The organism is Halalkalicoccus tibetensis (assembly GCF_037996645.1).
In the GTDB taxonomy this organism is placed as follows: domain Archaea; phylum Halobacteriota; class Halobacteria; order Halobacteriales; family Halalkalicoccaceae; genus Halalkalicoccus; species Halalkalicoccus tibetensis.
Genome location: NZ_JBBMXV010000003.1, coordinates 692,494 through 713,058, shown reverse-complemented (window position 1 = coordinate 713,058; position 20,565 = coordinate 692,494). Strand labels below are relative to the sequence as shown.

19 protein-coding genes are annotated in these 20,565 nt (G+C 67.1%); 7 read left to right on the top strand and 12 right to left on the bottom strand.

Translation table 11 applies throughout. The annotated features are described in order from the left end of the window. Positions 1-66: 66 nt before the first annotated feature. From WOA58_RS12025 to WOA58_RS12005, 5 genes are all read right to left on the bottom strand, one after another. The gene (locus WOA58_RS12025) at positions 67-339 is read right to left on the bottom strand and encodes a hypothetical protein (protein ID WP_340604454.1); all 273 of its coding nucleotides are present in this window, start codon (positions 337-339) and stop codon (positions 67-69) included. Between the two features lie 79 nt (positions 340-418). After that, the gene (locus WOA58_RS12020; RefSeq protein WP_340604453.1) at positions 419-712 is read right to left on the bottom strand and encodes a HalOD1 output domain-containing protein; all 294 of its coding nucleotides are present in this window, start codon (positions 710-712) and stop codon (positions 419-421) included. Positions 713-744: 32 nt separating this feature from the next. Then, a complete protein-coding gene (locus tag WOA58_RS12015; protein ID WP_340604452.1) occupies positions 745-930 on the bottom strand; it encodes a hypothetical protein in 186 nt (61 codons plus the stop codon). 114 nt (positions 931-1,044) lie between these two features. Further along, the gene (locus WOA58_RS12010) at positions 1,045-3,837 is read right to left on the bottom strand and encodes a bacterio-opsin activator domain-containing protein (protein WP_340604451.1); all 2,793 of its coding nucleotides are present in this window, start codon (positions 3,835-3,837) and stop codon (positions 1,045-1,047) included. Positions 3,838-4,080: 243 nt separating this feature from the next. Further along, positions 4,081-4,326 (bottom strand): hypothetical protein, encoded by a 246-nt coding sequence (locus WOA58_RS12005; RefSeq protein WP_340604450.1) that lies wholly within the window; start codon positions 4,324-4,326, stop codon positions 4,081-4,083. A 305-nt stretch (positions 4,327-4,631) separates the two neighbouring features. Here WOA58_RS12005 and WOA58_RS12000 point away from each other — a divergent pair, with 305 nt between their 5' ends. Beyond that, complete coding sequence (locus tag WOA58_RS12000; RefSeq protein ID WP_340604449.1) at positions 4,632-5,975, top strand: CARDB domain-containing protein; 1,344 nt, start codon at positions 4,632-4,634, stop codon at positions 5,973-5,975. A gap of 6 nt (positions 5,976-5,981) precedes the next feature. On the opposite strand, the gene WOA58_RS11995 is transcribed toward WOA58_RS12000, so the two are convergent. From WOA58_RS11995 to WOA58_RS11975, 5 genes are all read right to left on the bottom strand, one after another. Then, on the bottom strand, positions 5,982-7,346 hold the full coding sequence (locus WOA58_RS11995; protein ID WP_340604448.1) for a TIGR00366 family protein: 1,365 nt from the start codon (positions 7,344-7,346) through the stop codon (positions 5,982-5,984). Between the two features lies 1 nt (position 7,347). Next, positions 7,348-8,772, bottom strand: coding sequence for a short-chain fatty acid transporter (locus WOA58_RS11990; protein ID WP_340604447.1), 1,425 nt, complete (start codon positions 8,770-8,772; stop codon positions 7,348-7,350). A gap of 232 nt (positions 8,773-9,004) precedes the next feature. Further along, positions 9,005-9,739, bottom strand: a complete 735-nt coding sequence (gene aglF, locus WOA58_RS11985; RefSeq protein WP_340604446.1) for a UTP--glucose-1-phosphate uridylyltransferase AglF — start codon at positions 9,737-9,739, stop codon at positions 9,005-9,007. Positions 9,740-9,811: 72 nt separating this feature from the next. Next, on the bottom strand, positions 9,812-11,119 hold the full coding sequence (locus WOA58_RS11980) for a hydroxyacid-oxoacid transhydrogenase (protein WP_340604445.1): 1,308 nt from the start codon (positions 11,117-11,119) through the stop codon (positions 9,812-9,814). Continuing rightward, complete coding sequence (locus WOA58_RS11975; RefSeq protein WP_340604444.1) at positions 11,120-11,917, bottom strand: N-acyl homoserine lactonase family protein; 798 nt, start codon at positions 11,915-11,917, stop codon at positions 11,120-11,122. A gap of 271 nt (positions 11,918-12,188) precedes the next feature. Here WOA58_RS11975 and WOA58_RS11970 point away from each other — a divergent pair, with 271 nt between their 5' ends. After that, positions 12,189-12,599: a response regulator gene (locus WOA58_RS11970; protein ID WP_340604443.1), complete on the top strand. Its 411-nt coding sequence runs from the start codon at positions 12,189-12,191 to the stop codon at positions 12,597-12,599. Between the two features lie 9 nt (positions 12,600-12,608). Here the strand turns inward: WOA58_RS11970 and WOA58_RS11965 are convergent, their stop codons facing one another. Further along, positions 12,609-13,259 carry a helix-turn-helix domain-containing protein gene (locus WOA58_RS11965; protein WP_340604442.1) on the bottom strand — a complete coding sequence of 217 codons (651 nt, stop codon included), beginning with the start codon at positions 13,257-13,259 and terminating at the stop codon, positions 12,609-12,611. 468 nt (positions 13,260-13,727) lie between these two features. Between WOA58_RS11965 and WOA58_RS11960 the strand changes: the two genes are divergently transcribed. From WOA58_RS11960 to WOA58_RS11940, 5 genes are all read left to right on the top strand, one after another. Next, the gene (locus tag WOA58_RS11960) at positions 13,728-14,993 is read left to right on the top strand and encodes a DUF2334 domain-containing protein (protein WP_340604441.1); all 1,266 of its coding nucleotides are present in this window, start codon (positions 13,728-13,730) and stop codon (positions 14,991-14,993) included. Continuing rightward, a complete protein-coding gene (locus tag WOA58_RS11955; RefSeq protein ID WP_340604440.1) occupies positions 14,990-16,513 on the top strand; it encodes a glycosyltransferase family 2 protein in 1,524 nt (507 codons plus the stop codon). The genes WOA58_RS11960 and WOA58_RS11955 overlap by 4 nt, the downstream gene beginning before the upstream one ends. Before the next feature lie 74 nt (positions 16,514-16,587). Further along, positions 16,588-17,880, top strand: coding sequence for a UDP-glucose 6-dehydrogenase AglM (gene aglM, locus WOA58_RS11950; RefSeq protein WP_340604439.1), 1,293 nt, complete (start codon positions 16,588-16,590; stop codon positions 17,878-17,880). Positions 17,881-18,232: 352 nt separating this feature from the next. Continuing rightward, positions 18,233-18,895, top strand: coding sequence for a helix-turn-helix domain-containing protein (locus WOA58_RS11945; RefSeq protein WP_340604438.1), 663 nt, complete (start codon positions 18,233-18,235; stop codon positions 18,893-18,895). 156 nt (positions 18,896-19,051) lie between these two features. Next, positions 19,052-19,801: a DNA-directed RNA polymerase subunit epsilon gene (locus WOA58_RS11940; protein WP_340604437.1), complete on the top strand. Its 750-nt coding sequence runs from the start codon at positions 19,052-19,054 to the stop codon at positions 19,799-19,801. A gap of 7 nt (positions 19,802-19,808) precedes the next feature. On the opposite strand, the gene WOA58_RS11935 is transcribed toward WOA58_RS11940, so the two are convergent. Further along, positions 19,809-20,558 (bottom strand): competence/damage-inducible protein A, encoded by a 750-nt coding sequence (locus tag WOA58_RS11935; protein ID WP_340604436.1) that lies wholly within the window; start codon positions 20,556-20,558, stop codon positions 19,809-19,811. Between the last annotated feature and the right edge of the window lie 7 nt (positions 20,559-20,565).

Below are 20,565 nucleotides of genomic sequence, written 5' to 3'. Positions count from 1 at the left end.
ACTGGAGATGGTAGCGTCGACGGGAAGCGAGGAAGTGGAGTCGTCGTGGCGGGCGGGCCGGCGAGGTCAGGCGTTCTTCGGCGGTTCCTCGACCAGTCGGCGGGCGACGAACACGAGCGTGTTCATCTGGCTCTCGAAGCCGACCGCCCCGGTCCGGAAGGATGCCCGGGCGGCCTCCTCGGCCTCGTCCACCATCCGCAGCCGGGCCGGGTCGTGCTCGCAGTCGGGCAACGCCTCCCGGAAGTCGCGGTACGTCGAGAGGGCTCCGCGATACTCTCCGGAGTCGATCTGGTGTTTGATCTGGTCGAGCAACGTCGTCTGCGGGACGCCAATACTCATGTCAACTAATATAAGTAGAGAGACATTAAATGTTTCGGATATTTTATAGAAAATTAGTCCGAGAGGGTCGCGGCGTCGCTCAGGTCGGCGACAACAGGGTGACCGCCTCGTCGGTGACGACGACCGTGTAGCCGGCGTAGTGGAACGCCAGCTCCCGGCTGCTGTCCCGAAGTCCCGACGGGAACAGGGCGTTCAGGGCGTCCGAATCGACCGTCTCCCCGAGCGGGTCGAGCTCGGTGACCGGCCGGTCCTCGGCTGTGGCCACGGTCGTGAAGATCGATTCACAGATCGTTCGGTCGTCGCCGACGGGCTGTCTGAGGGCGACGTCCTCTCTGGGCTGTCGTGTCCGTTCGGGGGAGGTATCTGTCGTCATGGTCTCTTGGGATGAGCGCAGCGGGTTCGAGCTCATTCGGCCGGTTGGGACGCCTCCTGGGCCCGGTCGGCGTCGGTCGGGGATCGGCCCCGGGTGGTGGTCGCGGTGAGCTCGTGGCCCGTCTCGACGTGATGGGAGATCGCTCGCTCCGTGACTCCTCGGTGGTCGGGCTGGGGGACGGCGGTGGAGGACCAGTCACAGTCGAGACATCGGAACATATGCTGCATCATGCTACTAACGGTGGTTCGTCCCGAACCGGTATAGGCGCGTGGAGTAGTTATCTACCCGTTTCGTCGAAAAGGGGGTTATATATCTAAACTGTAGCACGCCTGTCAGTCCCCCTCGAACAGGAGATCGAACAGCGTTCGCTCGCCGGCGCGGAGGTGGCGGCTCACCGTCGGTTGCGAGACGCCGATCATGTCGGCGATCTGTTGTGCGGTGGTGGCCCGGGGCCACTCGAAGAACCCGCTGACCGTGGCCAGCCGAAGGATCTCCTCCTGGCGGTCGGTCAGCAGGTCCTTGAACTCCGTCTCGAACTCCCGCTGGGTCGTGATCGGCTCGTCGCGCTCGCGCTGGGCGATCAGCTCGACCTCGTCGTAGCGGGCCTCGAAACGGTCGATCACCGACCGGACCGCGGCGGTCCGCGAGATCCGGACGACGGCACGGCCCCCGTCCGCGTCGGCCGCGAGCAGCCGCGGGAGCACGCCCTGGTCGACGAGCGACGGGAAGAACGACGACGGCGCGAGCGTCCAGGCGAAGAGGTAGGCACCGTCCTGCTCGCGGACGAAGCGGCTCTCCTCGATGTCGTCGACCTCGCGTTCGAATCCGGAGACCGTCTCGGGGTCGGCCTCGTCGATCGCCACGAACGCCTGGAGGCTGTCGTCGGCCCGGTGGACGGTGTTCTCGAACTCGATCGTGTAGTCGTGTTCCGCCAGGAGCGCCAGAAGGGGGTCGGCCGGGTCGTGGAGCCGGAACTCGAGGTCGAGCGAGCGATCGCTGACGAGGTCGCGCTTCCTGTCGAGGGCGTTGAGGGCGTAGCCGATCGTCTCGCCGAGCTCGCCGAGCGCGTCGCGCTCGGTTCCGTTGAAGGCGTTCGCCTCCTCGGCGTAGAGGTTCAGGACGCCGTAGATGGTGTCCCGGTGGACGATCGGGATCGAGATGCTCGAGCGGTAGCCACGCTCGAGGGCGGCCTGGCGCCACGGCTCGAAGGGGGGATCGGTGTAGAGGTCGTTCTGAACGCTGGGTTCGTGGCTCCGGAACGCCCTCCCGGCGGGCCCCATGCCGGTCGAGCTCTCGTCGGCCGTCACCGTGATCTCGTCGAGATAGCCCTCCTCGACGCCCCCGAACGCCTCCGGCGTGATCTCGTCGGTGGCCGGGTCGTGGATCCCGATCCAGACGAACCGATAGGGCTCGGAGTCGGCGAGCCTGTCACAGACCGCCTGCATGGCCGTCTCGTGTGTCGAGGCGTGCGTCAGCTCCTGGACGATCCCGCGGATGACCGCGTTGAGTCGCTGGACTCGTTCGAGGGCCGTGTTCTGCTCCTCCAGGCGCTCGGTCTGTTCGCGCAGCGCGCGCTCGCGGTCGACCCGGTCCAGCGCCGAGGTCGTGTTCGCGGCGAGGATCTCCGCGAGCGCGACGTCGTCCTCCGAGATCGCGTCGGGCTCGTCGGAGCCGGCGATGAGGACGCCGTGTTTCCCGAGCGGGAGGACGATCGCGCTGCGAAGCGGGGTCTCCTCGGCCGGAAGGTCGGTCGCGTTCAGGTCGTCGTAGACCGCCGGCTCCCCGCTGGCGAAGACCTGCCACGGGACGGTCCGTCGGGACTCGAACAGGCGACGCCCGACGGCGGGCGAGTCCCAGTCGCCGCCGACCGGTTCCAGATAGCCGGTCTCCGAGTTGTACACCTTGATCGACGCGATCGGAAGCGAGAGCGTCTCGTCGACCGCCTCGATCGCGATGCGATCGACACCCTCGATCGTCTCGGCCGTCGTCAGCTCCTGGGAGACCTCGTTGAGGGTCTCGAGCTGGCGCTCGCGCCGCTTGCGGTCGTCGATGTCCTGGAAGTACACCGAGAGGCCGGTTTCGGAGGGGTACGCCCGCACCTCGAACCACGAGTCGAGCGGCTCGGGGTAGTGCTCCTCGAAGGCGACCGGCGTCTGGGTCTCCATCGCGCGGCGGTACTGCTCCTCGAACCCCGTGTCGAGCGCCCCCGGGAACTGCTCCCAGACGGTCTCGCCGATCAGCTCCTTCCCCTCGGGGTTGATGAGCTCGTCGGCCCGTTCGTTGAGGTAGGTGAAGCGCCACTCCGAATCGAGGCCGTAGAAGGCGTCCGTGACGCGGCCGATCAGCTCGTCGAGCTCCGACCGGAGGCGACGGTGCTCGGAGATGTCCCGGGCGATCCCCGTGATGAAACGCCGGCCGTCGTACTCGAACCGGCCGAAGGAGAGTTCGAGGGGTACCGTCGAGTCGTCCTTGCGACAGCCGGTCAGTTCGGTATGACCCCAGTCGGCCTCACCGTCGGTCCGGAGGTACTCCCGCAGGTCGTCGAGGTATCGGTCGGTGTCGACGTCGCTGACGAGGGTCGTGACCGGTTCGCCGACCAGCTCCTCGGGCCGGTAGCCGAAGACGTCCTCGACGGCCTCGTTGACGAACCGGATCGTGCCGGCCTCGTCGACCGTGACGATGACGTCCGAGGCGGCGTGCGTGAGCGCCTCGACGTGGGCGCCCGACCGCTCGACCGGAGTATCGCTGTCGGGAACCACCCCCTCGATCCGCCGTACGAGCAGCGCCGGCTCGATCGGGTCGCTCCGGCGGAGGTAATCGCTCACCCCGGCCGAGAGCGCCTCGCGCGCGAGGACCCCGTCGTCGCGGCCGGCGACGAGGACGGTCGGGAGGTCGCGGTGTTCGGAACCGACCGCCTCGAGGAGTTCGAGGCCGTTCGCGTCGGGCAGGTCGTACGCGCTCACGACGCAGCCGACGGGGCCGTCGGCGAGCCGGTCGCGCGCCTCCGCGGCGGACCCGACCGCGGTGATCGACAGCTCCGGATACTCCTCCGAGACGGCCGTCACGACGGTGTCGACGGCGGCGGGGTCGGGCTCGACGTAGAGCACCGGGATCGACCCGGTCATCGACCGCTCACCGCCCGATCGACCCGGGACTCAGGCCAAGCCGACGGAGACGGGGGAGGGCCGTGAGGAGGGCGATCGTATCTTCCGTCCGACAGTCGCGATGACTCTCGGTCGGTTTCGCTCATGGCGATAGGGAGGGCCCGATGAACTATAGGCCTTCTTCAAGAGGAAGGTGTGCGAACTAAACCGGGAGCCGGTCGGGCTTTCGACACGGTCGTACCGCTGGTCCGTCCGCGGGGACCGTCAGTCGGCGCCGTACACGTTCCGCACGACCCGCGGCGGCTTCTGGTAGGTGAGCGCGTCGGCGCCGATGGCGCGCCGGGCGCGGTCCGCGAACGACGCGCGTTCCTCGTCGAGACAGAGCAGATCCGACTCGGGGTCGTACTCGATCGCGTCACACGCGTCCAGCGCCGGAACGTCGTCGTTCCGGAGCGTTTCCTCGATGACGTCAGGGTCGACGCCGACGCGCGGCCCCACGTAGTCGCTCACTTCGTCGATCGTCGCCGGATATGTGCACGCCCGTAGATATCTGAGCGCATACCAGCGACGTTTGTTGTCCCGTTTTCCGACCACCGTCGGAATCGACTGAGTATTTCGAGTAGGTACGGCCATTGTTCCAATAAGAACGCCCACTCGTACATCCGATTACCCTACACTTGCAGGTGCGTTAAGTAGTGTCGGATACCAAGGAGGTCGCGGAGGGCAGGGATCGAGGGCAAGACGGAAACGCTGGACGGACGTACTGTCACGGAGAGCGGTCGTGGACGCGTCTCGCGTCGCGACCCCGGGTGAGGATGGGAACGAGCAACGACGGCGGGAAACGGGACGGAACGGACGACTGGCCGCTCGGTCGGCGGCGGTTCGTCGGCCTCGGAGCGGCGGCCATAGCGGGCGCCGCGGGCTGTACGGATTCGGGCGGCGAAGCAGGGGAGGAGGAGTCGGCCGAGGAGGCCGAGGGGGCCGAGATGGCCGTCCGCGACGCCGCGGTGAACGCGACGGAGATCCACACCGAGCAGACCTTCGAGGTGACCGCGACGATCGAGAACACCGGCGGGGAGGCGGGGACGTTCCACGCGGAGCTACGCATGGACGACGTGATCGTCGACACCGAGGCCGTCGAGGTCGATCCCGGCGGGACGGAGTCGGTGACGTTCTCCGGCTCGTTCGGCGAGCCCGGCGAGTACGAAGTCGGCGTCAACGACGTCGTCGTCGACACCGTCCGGGTCGAGCTCCCCCCGCCGGAGTTCGAGCTCGTCGAGGCGTCGCTGGCCGAGACGACGGTCGCGGTCGGCGAGGAGATCGAGGCGCGCGCGACGGTCGCGAACGTCGGCGGCCAGGAGGGCTCCGTCGACGTCGACCTGCGGGCGGACGACCGGACCGTCGCGAGCCGGGAGCTGACGATCGACGCCGACGGGCGCGAGTCGACGGCGATCACGCACGCCTTCGGGTCGCCGGGCAGCTACGAGATCGAACTCGGTGGGGAACCCCTCGGGGTCGTGACCGTCGAGATCCCGGCGACGTTCGAGATCGACGAGACCGCCGTCCCCGAGCGGTCGGCCGGGGTCGGCGAGCCCCTCGACGTCGACGTGCGGGTCGAAAACGTCGGCGAGCAGGCGGGGACGGCGGGCGCGACGCTGTTCGCGGACGGCAACGCGGTCGACACCAGCGAGGGGTCACTGGAGCCGGGCGAGAGCGCCGTCGCCCGCTTCGCGCCCTCCTTCGAGGCGGCGGGGGCCTATTCGTTGAGCGTCGCCGTCGCGAGCGGCGCGCCCCCGGAGGGCCGAGCGGGGGCCGACGACGCCGTGGAGCTCGGAACGGTGTACGTCACCGACTGTTACGTGGCCGTCAGCGAGACCGTGGCGGTCGAAAGCGGCTCGGAGGAGGCCTACGCGTTCGACCTGGCCGAGTACGACGAGCTACGGATCGGGACGCGGACGCGCGACGGCGTCGACCCCTCGCTCACCGTCGTCGGGCCCTCGGGGGCGCTGATCGACGAATCGGGCGACGGCGCGATCGAGACCTCGTTCGTCGCCGACGAGGCGGGGCGCCACGAGGTCCGCCTCGAGAACGGGTCGGTGCTCCCGTGGCGCGACGGCACCTGGGCGATCGAGATCGTCCGCTGTACGTGGGAGGAGTGACGGAGGTCAGAGGAGCGCGACGGACGCCAGGACCACGACCGAGACGTAGGCGGTGACGGCGGCCGCATAACGGAGGAACTCCCGCGGGTCGAACCCGCGGACCGAGAGGATCCCGAGGAAGAGAAAGCCCAGCCAGAGGTTCGACAGCCCGGCGCCGTACATCACGGCCACGAGCGACGTGAGCAGCTCGACCTCGCCGGCGACCATCGCCGGGCCGACGATCAGCCAGACGGAGGCCGGATCGGGGATCAACAGTCCGAGCCCGAGCGACGCGAGGAACGGTCCGACCGCGCCCGACGCGACGGCGTCGCCGATCGCGTCGTACAGCCCCGCCCCCGAGAGCAGCGCGAAGACGATGCCGTAGAGCATGAACGGGATCGCGACGTGGTTCGCCCACCGGGTCGCGCCGGTGGTCTTCGAGCGGAAGGCCATCGGACGGACGTGGACGAGCAGCCCGAGGATCATCAGGCAGAACAGCAGCCAGAGCAGCGTCAGCGAGCCGCCGGTCGCGAAGTGGATCCCCGCCGAGCCGACGCCGATGACGACCGCGACCATCGAGATGAGCCGCGACTGCTCGAGGAAGTCGGCCGCCGTGTACTCCGAACGCGTCGGCATCACGTAGTGATCGAGGGTCGAGGCGATGTCGCCCTCGAGCAGCGGGTCGGTCCCCAGTTCCCGGCGGTCGGCCTCGTCGTCGGGCGCGAGGACCACCAGGAGCAGCGGGAGAGTGGCGATCAGGACGAGGCTAGGGACGAGGTTCGCCGGCGCGAGGGCGAACTCCGCCATGCCGACGGCGCCGGCGGAATCGGCGAGGAAGCCGGTCATCTCGGCCATCTCCGCGTCGGCCATCAACAGCGCGCCGGGGCTCGAGGGGCCCTGGTTCGCGACCACGAGCGAGAGCAGCCCGGCGGTCAGCACGGAGGGGTAGTGCACCGCGACGCCCTCCTCGCGTGCACGCCGGCAGAGCCGACGGCCGATGAACACGCCGCCGAGGAGCCCGAGCGCCCAGTTGACCCAGCCGAACGCGAGAGCCACGGCGCCCGTGGCGTAGACGATCGCCGTCTGGCCGGTCGGGATCAGGCCGGCGATCCGGTCGAACAGCGCGCCCACGGGCGGGGCCTCGACGACGGTCGCCGACAGCACCCAGTAGAGGATCAGCGCCATCTGTAGGGCGAACAGCTCGTAGAAGCCCGTCGAGAACAGCTCGAGCTGGTCGAGCGGGGCGAGATACGGGATCGTGACCACCAGCGCGAGCAGCGCGAGCAGCACCGAGAGCGCGAGCGACTCGGGGAAGAAGCTCCCGAGGAACGGGACGAACCCGTCGTCGTCGTCCGCGTCGTTCGCTTCGGCGGTCTCCGAGCGCGTCGCCATTCTAGCTCACCTCCAGGATCCCGTAGCCCATCAGCATCGTCCCGCCGCCGAGGACGAGCCCGCTGAAGACGAACAGCACCGCCGCATACCCCATCATGTCGCGGATGGAGAGGCCGGCGATCCCCAGGACGGGAATCGCCCAGAACGGCTGGATCATGTTCGTCCACTGGTCGCCCATCGCGAATGCGACCATCATCGTCTCGACGTCCGTGCCGTCGATGTTCTGGGTCGCGTTGGTCATCAGCTCCCCGGTGACGGTCCACTGGCCCCCGCCCGAGGGGACGAAGAAGTTGACGACGCCCGCCGAGACGAACACGAGCAGGTACCAGGTCTGTTCGGTGGCGTACTGGGCGGCGGTCGCCGCGATCAGTTCGGCGAGCCCGGAGGCGTCCATCACGCCCATGATCCCGCCGTAGAACTGGAACTGGATGATGACCTGGCTCGCGCCCTCGATGGCCTCGCGGAAGACGCCGAAGAAGCTCGCGAAGGACATGTGGAATATGAAGCCCAACCCGAGCATCGCCGAGATGAAGACGTTGATGTCGAGCACCTCGGTGAACGGCGAGGTGGCGAACAGGTAGAGCAGATACGCCCACAGCAGCAGCCCGGTCCCGATACAGAGGAGCTTGCTGTCGACGATAGCGGACTTCAGCGCCGAGGTCCGCGAGCGGTGGGGGTCCTCGACGTTCCCCCCGTCGGTCATGAAGTCGTCGTCGGCCTTCCGGAGCTTCTCCTCGGGGATCGTCACGAGGTCCTCCTTGGGCGCCATCAGCGGCATGAGCACGAGCGTCAGCAGCACGATCGAGCCCGCCATCAGGACGTTGGGGACGGTGAACATCGTCTGGGAGACCGGGATCACGCCGATCGAGTCCTCGAGGAAATGGCCCGGCGTCGCGCTCAGCAGGTAGGAGGCCCCCGAGAGGCCCTGATGCCAGGGCAGCAGGCCGGCGTAGGCGGTCGCCACGAGCAGCGGGTAGTGGATCTCGATCCCCTGCTGGTCCATCGCGATGCCGACCTCGCGGGCGAAGATCGCGCCGGCGACGAGGACGATCCCCCAGTGGAACAGTCCCACCAGTTGACCGACCAGCGCCGTCGCGACGATGGCCTGGCGCTGGGTGTTCGGGATCCGTGCGAGGCGCCCGAGCACCTTCTTGACCGGCGGGGAGTCCGCGATCGCCCAGCCCGTCAACAACGCGAGCGAGGCCTGCATCGAGAACGTGATGACGAACCAGAAGCCCTCGCCCCACTGGGCGGTGACGGCCGCCGGGCCGGTCGGCGTGAGCAGAACCGCGAGGACCATCGTCACGAACGTCAACAGCAGCGCGAAGATGAACGCGTCCGGGAGATACCGCTGGACCACCCGACTCGCGACGGCGCCCAACGTCGTGAAGAAGCCGCTGACCCGTCGTGTTAGTTCCCGTACCATCTTTTACTCTAGGCGACCCGCTGGCGCGATCGATCGATCGGTAATCGGCTGTAGCGTCCGTCCGTCATGGAGTACTCCCTCGTATGACCCCATCATAACCACTCCAATAAACGGATTCCATTGCGTACTTATATGAATTATATTATGAGAACTGGAAAAGAACACACGGACGGCATCGGTCCGGTCGGCGGGCTGTGGCGAGTAACGAACGAAAGGGGAAGAGGAGGAACGCTCAGTCCGCCTTCGCCGCCGCCTCGGCCTCCTGAAGGCGCTCCTCGGCCTCGTCGCGGTCCTCGGGGTAGCCGACGTCGATCCGCCAGCCGTCGAGGCCGATTGCGTCGATGGTGCGACCCGATCGGATGAGGAGGTCGATCGCCTCGCTGATCTCGTACTCGCCGCGGTTGGAGGGCTGGACCAGTTCGCAGGCCGGGAAGATCGCGGGCGAGAAGGTGTAGAAGCCGGTCATCACGAGGTTCGTCGGTGGGTCGTCGGGCTTCTCGATGACCTCGGTGATCTCGCCGAAGTCGTTGGTGTCACAGACGCCGTAACGGCTCGCCTCCTCCCAGGGAACCTCCTCGACGAGGAACGCGGCGTCGGCACGCTCCTCGCGCTGGCGACGGACGACGTCCGCGAGGTTCGCGTTGAAGACGTTGTCGCCGAGCATCAGCATGAAGTCGTCGTCGATGTGCTCCTCGACGCTCAACAGCGCGTGGGCCAGTCCCAGCTGCTCGCGCTGGTGGGTGTAGGTGATCGGGATGTCCCGGTAGCTGTCGCCGAAGTGCTCGATGATGTGCTCCTTCATGTAGCCGACGACGACGACGAACTCCTCGGCACCCAGATCGGCGAGCTTGTCGAAACAGTGGGCGACCAGCGGCTTGCCGTCGATCTCGACCATCGCCTTGGGTTTGTCCTCGGTCAGCGGGCGCAACCTCGTCCCCTCCCCTGCTGCGAGTACGACTGCTTTCATGATATTGACAATCCGACGGCTGGTTTCAAATAACTTTTGGCTCGGAAAGGAGTCGGGTCGGGGCCGACCCGTTTACTCCCAGTTGTACAGCGCGTCGCGGAACACCGCTTCGGCGTCCTCCTTCGTCACGGGGCGGGGGTTACACCGAAGCAGGCGTTCCTGGGTCTCGACGGTCTGGGAGGCCAGCCAGTCGATGTCGCCCTCGTCGACGTCCGCGAGCTCGGCTAGCCCGCTGGGTAGGACGTTCAGGTCGCGCTGGAGCTGGATATACTCGTCCTTGAGGCGATCCGCGGCCTCGCGGGTGTTGAGCCCCGTCGTGTCGACGCCGAACATCCGCGCGAGCTCGGCGAAGCGCTCGGGGTCGCTCGCGGCGTTGTAGCCGAGCGTGCTCGCCGGCGTGAGGACCGCGATCGTCTCGCCGTGATAGGTGTGATAGCGATTTCCCACTGGATAGGCCATCGCGTGACAGAGGCTCGCACCGGCGGTCAGTCCGGAGATCGCGCCCATCAGCGCGCCCTGAAGCATGTTCTCGCGAGCCTCGAGGTCGTCGCCGTTGTGCACGGCCCGGCGGACGTTCGAGGAGAGCAGTTCGATGGCCTTCTCGCTGAACATCTCCGTGACGGGGGTTCGGCCCGCGTAGACGGGGCGGCTCGCGGGGTCCTCGGCGCGAAGCAGGCTGTCGTACGAATGGGTCGTATAGCCCTCGATCGCGTGTCCCAGCGCGTCCATCGCGGTCTTGGCGGTCTGTTCGGGCGGGAGCGTGGTCGTCAGCGTCGGGTCGAGGACGGCGACGTCGGCCCGGACGTGGTCGCTCGAGATCGCCTCCTTGATCTCCTTCTCCTCGACCGAGAGGATCGCGACGGGCGAGATCTCCGCGCCCGTCCCCGCGGTGGTCGGCATGAGCACCAGCGGCGCCCCGGAATCGGTGACCGGCTCGCCGTTCCCGGTGGGTTCGGCGATGTAGTCAAGCACCTCGCCGCCGTTGGCGATCACCACCCGGGCGGCCTTCGCGGTGTCGATGCAGCTACCCCCGCCGAGCCCGACGTAGAAGTCGTAGCCCGCCTCACCCTGCTCGTCGCGGATGAAGGAGATGCAGTCGTCGACCGCCTCCAGCGAGGGCTCGCGCTCGACGTCATCGTAGACGTCGACCTCGAACTCACCGAGTTGCTCGCAAACGCGCTCGGCATGGCCCAGCGAGACGAGGGTCTCGTCGGTGACGATCAGCCCGCGGGCGCCGGGATCGACCCCCAGGTCCTCGAACTGGAAGTCGAGCTCCTCGACGGCGTCGCGGCCGAATCGGATGTCCGGCATCTCGAGCTCCCAGACGGTCTCGGGGGCCTGTGCGTGCTCGGGCGCGGAGACCGAGCGGTCGTAGCCCACTCAGGACCACCCCGAGAGCGCCTCGTACTGCTCGGAGTCGTGCCCGTAGACGACCTCGGCGTCGTGGCGGCGTTCGAGCTCCTTGATCTCCTGGAGGCTCTCGAACCAGTGGCGCTGGCTCCAGAGCAGACCCGCCCCCAGGGGCATCTCGTCCTCGTAGTTCTCCGCCCTGTATATCTCGTCGCCGGCGAAGATCAACGACCGGTCGTCGAGGTGGATCATCGTCCCCGTCAGTCCGGGGGTATGGCCCGGGAAGCGGATGAACTCGACGTCCTCGAAGTGGGTCTCGTGGTCGCGATGGAGCACCTGCCAGTTGAGGTCGTAATCGAAGTCCCCGAGGACATAGGCGGCGCTTCCTTCGTCGGTCTTCGCGCTGTAGTAGGCGAACTCGATCTCCCGTTTGTGGACGAACACCGGGACGTCGGTCCCGTCGAAGTGATGCAGGCCGCCGGCGTGGTCGAGGTGGAGGTGGGTCTGGAAGACGTAGTCGATGTCGTCGAGCCCGTAGCCCGCCTCCTCGAGATCGCTTTCGAGGGAGTGTTCGTCCGCATCGTGGGGGTAAAACGCCTGTTTCAGGCCTTCGGGCCAGTGGCCGTCGAGGGCGTCCTCGTGGTTGCCGGTGTCCCAGAGGATCGTTCCCTCCGGGTGGTCGATCACGAGGTTGTAGACGGGGATCTCCGTGTACTCGGGCTCGGGGTTCGGCTCCTCATGGGTGCCGAGCGTGTGGCCCTCGATCATGTAGTTCTGATCACACAACAACCCCCCGCGATCGATCACGTCGATGGTGGCATCAACCATGATCAATGGTCGTCGGGAGTCCGTATCAAACTACTCATCGAATATACCGCAGCATCGTTCACCTATTTCTACGTGTACCTTACACTGATAATCTTGATCGGAGGCCCGCCGACCAAGACCGGTCTGTGGGAATTTCCTTACGTTCCCGATAGGAAAGTATCGTCCGACGGATGATGGTTCAAGTGATCGACGGGATTCGAAATACGATCGTCCTCGTAGAGGATATCGATCGGATCACTTACTTTTTATTCGATTGTATCCTAATAGATGTATGGCTGATAGCACCTCGTCGACCGTTCAGGTCCTCTGTGTCGACGACGAAACCGACAGCGCGGCTCTCACGGCGATCCGCCTCGAGCGGATCGACGGACGGTTCGCCGTCGAGACGGCGACGAGCGCCAGGGAGGGGTACGAGTATCTGGAGGAGAACGACGTCGACTGCGTGGTGAGCGACTACAAGATGCCCGAGATCGACGGGCTCGAGTTCTTCGAGCGGGTCCGCGAGGAGCACCCCGACCTGCCGTTCGTGCTGTTCACGGGGAAGGGCTCCTCGTCGGTCGCCGACGACGCCCAGTCGAAGGGCGTGACGGGCTATCTGGAGAAGAACACCGACGAGCGATACGAGGTGCTTGCCGAGCAGATCAAGAACGCGGTCGGAAAGCGCCAGCGCAAGGGGACGTAGCGTCGTCGGTCAGCGGGAGCCGGCCTCCTCCGAGAGGACGTCCCGTTCGATGAGCTTCGAGACGGCGCGCCGGATCCGCTGGGAGAGGGCGCTGTCGCTGATCTCCAGCTCGTCGGCGAGATCGGACTGGTTGATGCGCCGCGGGATCTGGAAGTAGCCCTGTCGATACGCCGCCAGCAGCGTCTCGCGTTGAATCGGCGACATCGGCGAGATCTCCTCGAGCGGCGGGTGGTAGATCCGCCGGAGCGTGACCGGGATCCCCTTCTCGGTGAGCGAGACGTTGAGCGAGGAGAGGTCCTCGTGGGCCGAGAACCGCAGGCGGAAGTCCCAGCTCTCGGCGGTGCCGCGGGCGTCGAGAACGGTCGCGCCGGTGTTCAGCAGCGCCTCGGCGAGCCCGTCGGCCGCGGGCAACCAGTGGACCTCGAACAGCGACTCGGCCCCGGTCGCCGTAAGGACCTCGACGTTTTTGACCTGGGAGTGCGAGCGAAGCGCCGATTCGACCGCGTCGGGGTCGCTACCCTCGACCCACACCAGCGGCATGATGGTCTCCTGAAGCGGGACGACGCGTTCGAGCTCCATGGTGGCGTCCGGGAACGACTGGAACACACGCCCCAGCGGGAACGTCGACGCAGGGAGAGTGATGTCGGCGATGATCGTCATGGATGTCCGGAGCGAGGACCCCCGCTACGGGCGGGGACGGGCGGTGATCGGTACTGAATACCACCCCATCGATCGGCCAGGGCAAAAAAGCTCCGTCCACCTTCGAGCTCGAAGGCCCCCGCGGTCCTGACCCCGGATCGGTAGTTCGAGGTCGAACCGCCGGCGGGCGAAAACGCGGAACGAGACTGAAGGCAATCGATCAGCCCGCGGCCGACCTGATGTCCTGTTGATGGGTCAATCGGATGTCACAGGGGAAACGACGGGAAGAACCACACGCCGTGCCGATGATATCGGGATCGTTGCTGGGTGGGGATGTCACACAGTCGATAACGGAGGGGCGCGATTCGGGGTCGGGAGGAGGGCCGAGGTACGCCTCGCCGGAGCCGATTCGCGATGAGGCGGGTCTGCTCGGCGTGCTCGTCCGATTCGTTGTCCGAAGAACAGGTCATCGAGCACCGGTGTGGGTTGATGGACGCGCGTTCGGCCTTCGAGGACGGTTGCCCGAAGTGTAGCCAGTCGACAGCCGCCGAGACGTTCGACGTCGTCGAGACGATCGCGCGCTGTCGGGAATGCGGCCACTGGCAGGCGCCGGTCGCGGACGGGGGCGGGGTCTCCCAGCCCATCAGCGTGAACTTTCCCGAGCTCCCCGAACTCGGCCAGCCGCTCACATGGCTGCCCTCGTGGCTCGTTCCGAAGTCCGAACGCCGCCAGCAGCTGCTCTCGTCGGCGATCGTCGTCATGGTGTTAATGGCGGGGGTCACCGGCGCACTCGCCGCCTCGCCGCTGCTCGAGACGACGCCGACGGCGACCGAGGCGGCGGCCGATTCGGAATGGGAGGAGTACGAATCGATCGTGATCTTCAGGAACGACGACATCCAGCCGTGGTACAGCACCGAGGAGATGCGAGCGGTCGATGGGGTGTTCATCGACGAGGAGGTGCCGGTGACGCTCGGGATCATCCCGAACCCCGGCGGGGACCTGCCGATCACCGACGACGAGGACACCTGCGAGTACCTCGGATCCCTCGAGGCCGACCATCCGGGCCAGTTCGAGATGTCGCTGCACGGCTATACCCACGAGGAGAAGACGGACTTCTACGGCGGCAGCGAGTTCGGCGGCGTGCCCTACGAGACCCAGGCCGAGTGGCTCGCCGAGGGCGAGGAGCTCCTCGGACAGTGCGTCGAATCGCCCTCGAAGACGTTCGTCCCGCCGATGAACACCTACGACGAGAACACCGCCGAGTTGCTGGCCGAGGAGGAGTACACGGTGGTCTCGGGCGGCGACTGGTTCACCGACGGCTACTACGACGTCGACGAGGACGAGTACTACTTCGAGGCCGGCGGTATGCTGCACGTCCCCGAGAACCAGGCCTTCGAGGACTGGGGCGCATACGACGGCACGGGCGAGGTCCCGTTCGAGGACACGGAAACCCTGACCGGCGCGTTCGACGAGACCCACGCGGACAACGGGGTCCACGTCCAGATGATCCACTATCAGTACTTCACCAGCGAGGAGCGACTCGATCAGCTCCGGGACCTGATCCAGCACATGAAGGCGACCGACGACGTCGGGTTCATGACCCTCGAGCAGCTCTCGAAGGGGCTCGAGAACGGCACGGTCGAACGCACCGACGACGGCTGGCGCGTCCTCGAACCGATCGAGCACACGTCGGCCGAGGACGAGGAGACGCTCGAGGACGAGCTGGCCCGGGCGCCCGCGGAGGACGACCGATGAGATCGCCCCCCGGGCTCGTGGCCGCGCTCGGGCGGCTCGGACGAGTCAACTGGCGTGCGGTCATCCTCTTCGTCTCCGCGCTGATCCCGTTCTGGCTGCTCATCGACGTGATGAACGACGGGACGCTCTACGCGATCGCCCTCCTGGGGGCGATCCTCGTGGTGTACATCGGGTGGTCGTACTTCGTCGTCGAGCACGCACCACGCTACAAGGAGCTGTTCGCCACGCGCGCGCTCGTCGTCGTCCTGCTTGGCTATGGGGTGGCGATCGTTGCCCTCGGTTGGGTTGCACCCTCGATACTGGCGTTCGTCCACCTGCTCGCGATCTCGCTCATCTTCTTCTATTACTGGTTCATCGCGCTCGTCGCGGTGTATCACGACCTCACCGGGAACGGGACCGCCGAACGCCCCGAGGAGTACCCCTCGATCAGCGTTCTGGTACCGGCGTACAACGAGGAGGGCTACGTCGGGCGGGCGATCCAGTCGCTACTGGACGCGGAGTACCCACGCGAGAAGCTCGAGATCATCGTCGTCGACGACGGCAGCACCGACGGGACGCTCGCCGAGGCGCGGTCGTTCGCCTCCGACGTCGTCACGGTCGTGACGAAGGAGAACGGCGGGAAGTACTCGGCGCTGAACTACGGGCTGCTGTTCGCCGAAAGCGAGATCATCGTGACCGTCGACGCCGACAGTATCGTCGACCACGAGGGGCTGAAGGGGATCGTCGCGCCCTTCGCCGAACACGACAACGTCGGGGCGGTCGCGAGCAACGTCACGATCTGGAACCGTGACTCGCTGGTGACGCGCTGTCAGCAACTGGAGTACTCGATCGGGGAGAACATCTACCGCCGGATGCTCGACCAGTTCGGGATCGTGCTGGTCGTGCCGGGCTGTCTGGGCGCCTATCGACGCGAGGCCCTCGAGGACGTCTTCGCGTACGACCCCCAGACGCTCACCGAGGACTTCGACCTCACGCTGAAGGTGCTCAAGTCCGGTCGCCGGGTCACCGTCAGCGACGCGCGCGTCTATACGGAGGCGCCCGGCAGCTGGCGGAACCTCTACAAACAGCGCCTGCGCTGGTATCACGGCAACTACATGACGATATTCAAACACTGGGACGTCGTGACCGACCCCTCCTACGGGCTGCTTCACCGCCTCGCGATCCCGTTCCGGCTGGTCGAGATGTTCTTCCTGCCGGTCGCGAGCTGGATCGTCCTCGGCTACATCGTCTGGCTGCTCGTGACCGGCTTCGCGGCCCAGGTGCTCGCCCTGCTCGTCTTCTTTACGAGCATCGTCTTCCTGATCGCGGCGCTGGGCGTCCAGATCGAGGGCGAGGACTGGAGCCTGCTCGTCTACGCCCCGCTGCTCGTCGTCGGCTACAAGCAGTTCCACGACGTCCTGAACCTCAAGTGCCTGATCGACGTCCTCGGCAAGGAGGAGCTCAGCTGGACGAACGCGACGCGGGTCGAACAGGGCACCGAACGTGCCGACAGCGGCCGGCATCTACAGGAGCGAACGTAGCCCCCCACTCATCGCCCCACGGCGGGCGCGACGTATCCAAACCCTGATTACGATCAGGAAGGACGACTAACCTAATGAACATCGCAGTCGTCGGCAGCGGCTACGTCGGGACGACGATCGCCGCCTGTTTCGCCGATCTCGGACACGACGTCACGGCCATCGACATCGACGAGGACATCGTCGAGCGGCTCAACCGTGGAGAGGCCTCGATCCACGAGCCCGGACTCGACGAGTTGCTCTCCGAGCACGCCGGCGGGCGGCTCACCGCGACCACCGACTACGACGCGATCACCGACTGTGACGTCACGTTCCTCGCGCTGCCGACTCCCTCCCGGGAGGATGGGAGCATCGACGCCTCGATCATCGAGGGCGGCGCGCGCTCGGTCGGCGAGGCGCTTTCCGGTGGGAGCGAAGAGCATCTCGTCGTCGTCAAAAGCACGGTCGTTCCCGGCACGACCGAGGAAGCGCTGATCCCGGCGATCGAGGACGGTGCCGGCGAGGCCGTCGGCGAGCGGATCAGGGTCGGGATGAACCCCGAGTTCCTGCGGGAGGGGTCGGCGGTGACGGACTTCCTCGAGCCCGACAAGGTGGTGCTGGGCGCGAGCGACGACTGGAGCCACGAGCGCCTCGAGAGCGTCTTCGAGCCGCTGATCGAGCGGGCCGAGCCCGCGGTCGTCGAGGCCACGGTCAGGGAGGCCGAGATGATCAAGTACGCGAACAACGCCTTCCTGGCCTCGAAGATCAGCCTGATCAACGAGATCGGCAACGTCTGCAAGGAGTTCGGGATCGACGCCTACCGGATCGCCGACGCCATCGGGCTCGACGATCGCATCGGCGAGCAGTTCCTCCGCTCGGGCGTGGGGTGGGGCGGCTCCTGCTTCCCGAAGGACGTCGACGCGCTGCGGGCCGCGGCCCGCGAGGCCGGCTACGAGCCCGAACTGCTCGATTCGGTCGTCGCGGTCAACGATCGCCAGCCCGAGCGGATGCTTGCGCTGCTCGAGAAACACGTCGACGTCGAGGGCGCGCGGATCGCGGTGCTGGGGCTCTCCTTCAAGCCCGGCACCGACGACATCCGCAACTCGCGGTCGATCCCCGCCATCGAAGGGCTCGTAGAGCGCGGCGCCGACGTGGTGGCCTACGACCCCGTCGCGACCGAGAACATGCGCGAGCTGTTCCCCGACGTCGAGTACGCCGACTCGGCGAGCGAGGCGCTCTCGGGCGCCGACGGCACGCTCGTGATGACCGACTGGGACGAGTTCGCCGCCCTCGGGGACGCCTTCGAGGGGATGGCCTCGCCGGTGGTGATCGACGGCCGGCGGATCGTCGAGCCGAGCGAGTCGATCACCTACGAGGGACTGACCTGGTAGGCCCACCCGTTCGTCGCCGCCCCCGTTACGTTATCTGACCCCATAAGTACCGGTAGGACACGCAAGTGGCACACTCACCCCGATCAGGGTCGTAGGGTCGAGCAGGTGTTCGAAACTGCATTACACATGTCTAGATTGTGACTGGTCCGCGGACGGTACGGACGCGGACTCACGCCCCGCCGACGGGCGGGCGATCGAACACCACGTCGTCCACGGGCATCACGTCCGTCGGGTGAACAGCGACCCCATCCCTTCGGGCGGGTCGCGGTTCCACATCTGATCGGGCAAAGAGTCGACGGACCGGAGCGCGCGTCTCCGCGGTCTATTTCCGTCTTCACGCAGTACCGTGCCCATGGCAACTATCGCCGAAATCCGACTCCCGGCACGGGAGTTCGCGCTCAGCGCGACTCTCGATACCCTGGAGGAGGTCAACTTCGAGATCGAGCGGATCGTCGCCCACGATCCTGAGAACATCATGCCGTACATCTGGGCGACGAGCGCGGATCCCGACGAGCTCGACGAAGCGCTCCAGGACGACCCGAGCATCGCTCAAGTCAAGCGGATCGCCGAGCCGGGCGAGGAGACGCTGTATCAGATGGAGTGGATCGATTCGATCGAAGCCCTCGTCCACATCCTCATCGAGGAGGACGGCACGATCCTCGCCGCCGAGGGCCGCCAGGACGGCTGGTTCATGCGGATCCTCTTCCCCGATCGGGACGCGCTCTCGCGGACCTACGAGTTCTGCGAGGAACACGACCTCACCATCGACATCCAGCGCATCTACAACATCGACCGGGGCAAACAGGGCCGCTTCGGGCTGACCGACGACCAGGAGGAGACCATCGCCGCGGCCTACGACCACGGCTACTACGACGTCCCGCGGGACGTATCGCTGTCGGACTTCGCTGACGAGCTCGACATCTCCCACCAGGCGCTCTCCGAGCGCCTCCGGCGGGGCCACAAGACCCTCGTCGAGAACACCGTCATCGTCGGGCGCGACGGCGGCGAGGACTAGGCTCCCGTTCTCATTTAAGTAGTTCTGGCGACAAGGGGTGTAGTAAGAGGGGTTCGGCGACCCCGTTTTTCCGCGCTACCGATCGCGAGCGGCGGCCCTCGGCGAGGCGCGCCGTGGCCGGGACATTCAACTACGAGCAGCGGCGAGTACGCACGAATGGCGAACCCCGACGGCGGCCCCGAGCGCTCCGACGAGCACCCGGAAGCCGCCGGTACGTTCGAGGAGGAGGGTCCGCGCTGGATCGACGACCGGGCGGGCTCGGGCTCGCTCTCGCGGGCCGACGCCCAGCGGGACAACACCGTCCGCCGGTGGGACGTCCTGACGCCGAGCGCGACGATGATCGGGCGCGCCGACTCGCCCGAGAACGACCTCTCAGAGCGGATCCGCCGACTCCACGACGAACAGCACACCGCGACGAAGGGCCACAGCACCCGCACGCACTACCTCGACCGGCTGCGGACCACCCATGCGCTCTGTAGCGCGCTCGACGTCACCCCCTGGCAGCGCGACCGCGCGCTCGGGGTGATGGAGGAGCTCGACCTGACGGCCTTCGGCAGCCAGCGCGGGATCCCGAAGGTTGCACTAGTGGTGATCCGCCACGTCGTCGACGTCGAACGGCGCGGCTATCTGGGCCTCGACGACCTCGACCCGACGGCGCTCTCCGAGGAGCGTCTGGAGGACCTGTTCGAACAGTACCGCGAGAACGACATCACCGACGAGGCGCCCTTCGAGCAGCTGGCCGAGCGCCACGACCTCGACACGACCAGCCTCAACCGGCTGCGCCGCGTGCTGAAGGAACAGCTCGACGCGGGGATCGGCGACCGGCCCTACGGCCGCAACCCGTATCGCGACCCGAACCTGCCGAACTTCTCGGATCGGACGATCAGGGAGCGAAGCGACGGCTGACGCGCGACTACTCCTCGTTCCCACTTCCGCCGTCGTCGATCTCGACGCGCTCGCGCAGCCACGCGACCGCCTCCTCGACCGCTGCGGAGTCGGACGCGCTCACCTTCAGACGGTTTTGCCGCTCGGTGGCGGGGTAGCTGCCGACCGACGCGTCGAGTTCCTTCCGAGCCTCCGCGAGCACGCCGACCATCGACCCCTCGGGCTGGGGGGTGTAGAGCGTCCGCGAGACGACGTCGCCGCCGAACTCCGGGGCGACCTCCTCGAACAACGCCTTCATCTCGTCGGGCACCCCCGGGAACGCGTAGACGTTCCCGAGCACGCAGCCCGGACAGAGCCCCGCGGGGTTGATCAGCGCGCGCGAGCCCTCGGGCAGGGCCGCCCACGCGTCGACGTCGATCTCGAGGTCGTGGGCGGCCACCGTTTCGGGGTTCTCGTCCCGGTAGGCCGCGACGGTCTCGAGGACGTCCTCGCGGACGGCGTCGTCGACGGCCAGTCCCCGGTCGAAGGCGTCGGCGATCGCGTCGGCGGTGACGTCGTCGGGGGTGCCCCCGAGCCCGCCGGTGACGATTACGGCGTCGAAGGCGTCGGCCCACTCCTGGACGACCTCGGCGATGAGCGCGCGGTCGTCGGGGACGGTGAGGATCCGGACGACGGTCGCGCCGCCCTCGGTCAGGCGGCCCGCGAGCCACGTCGCGTTCGTGTTCGCGGTGTCGCCCGCGAGCACCTCGTCGCCGACGGTGAGGATCGCGACTTCCATCGGTCGA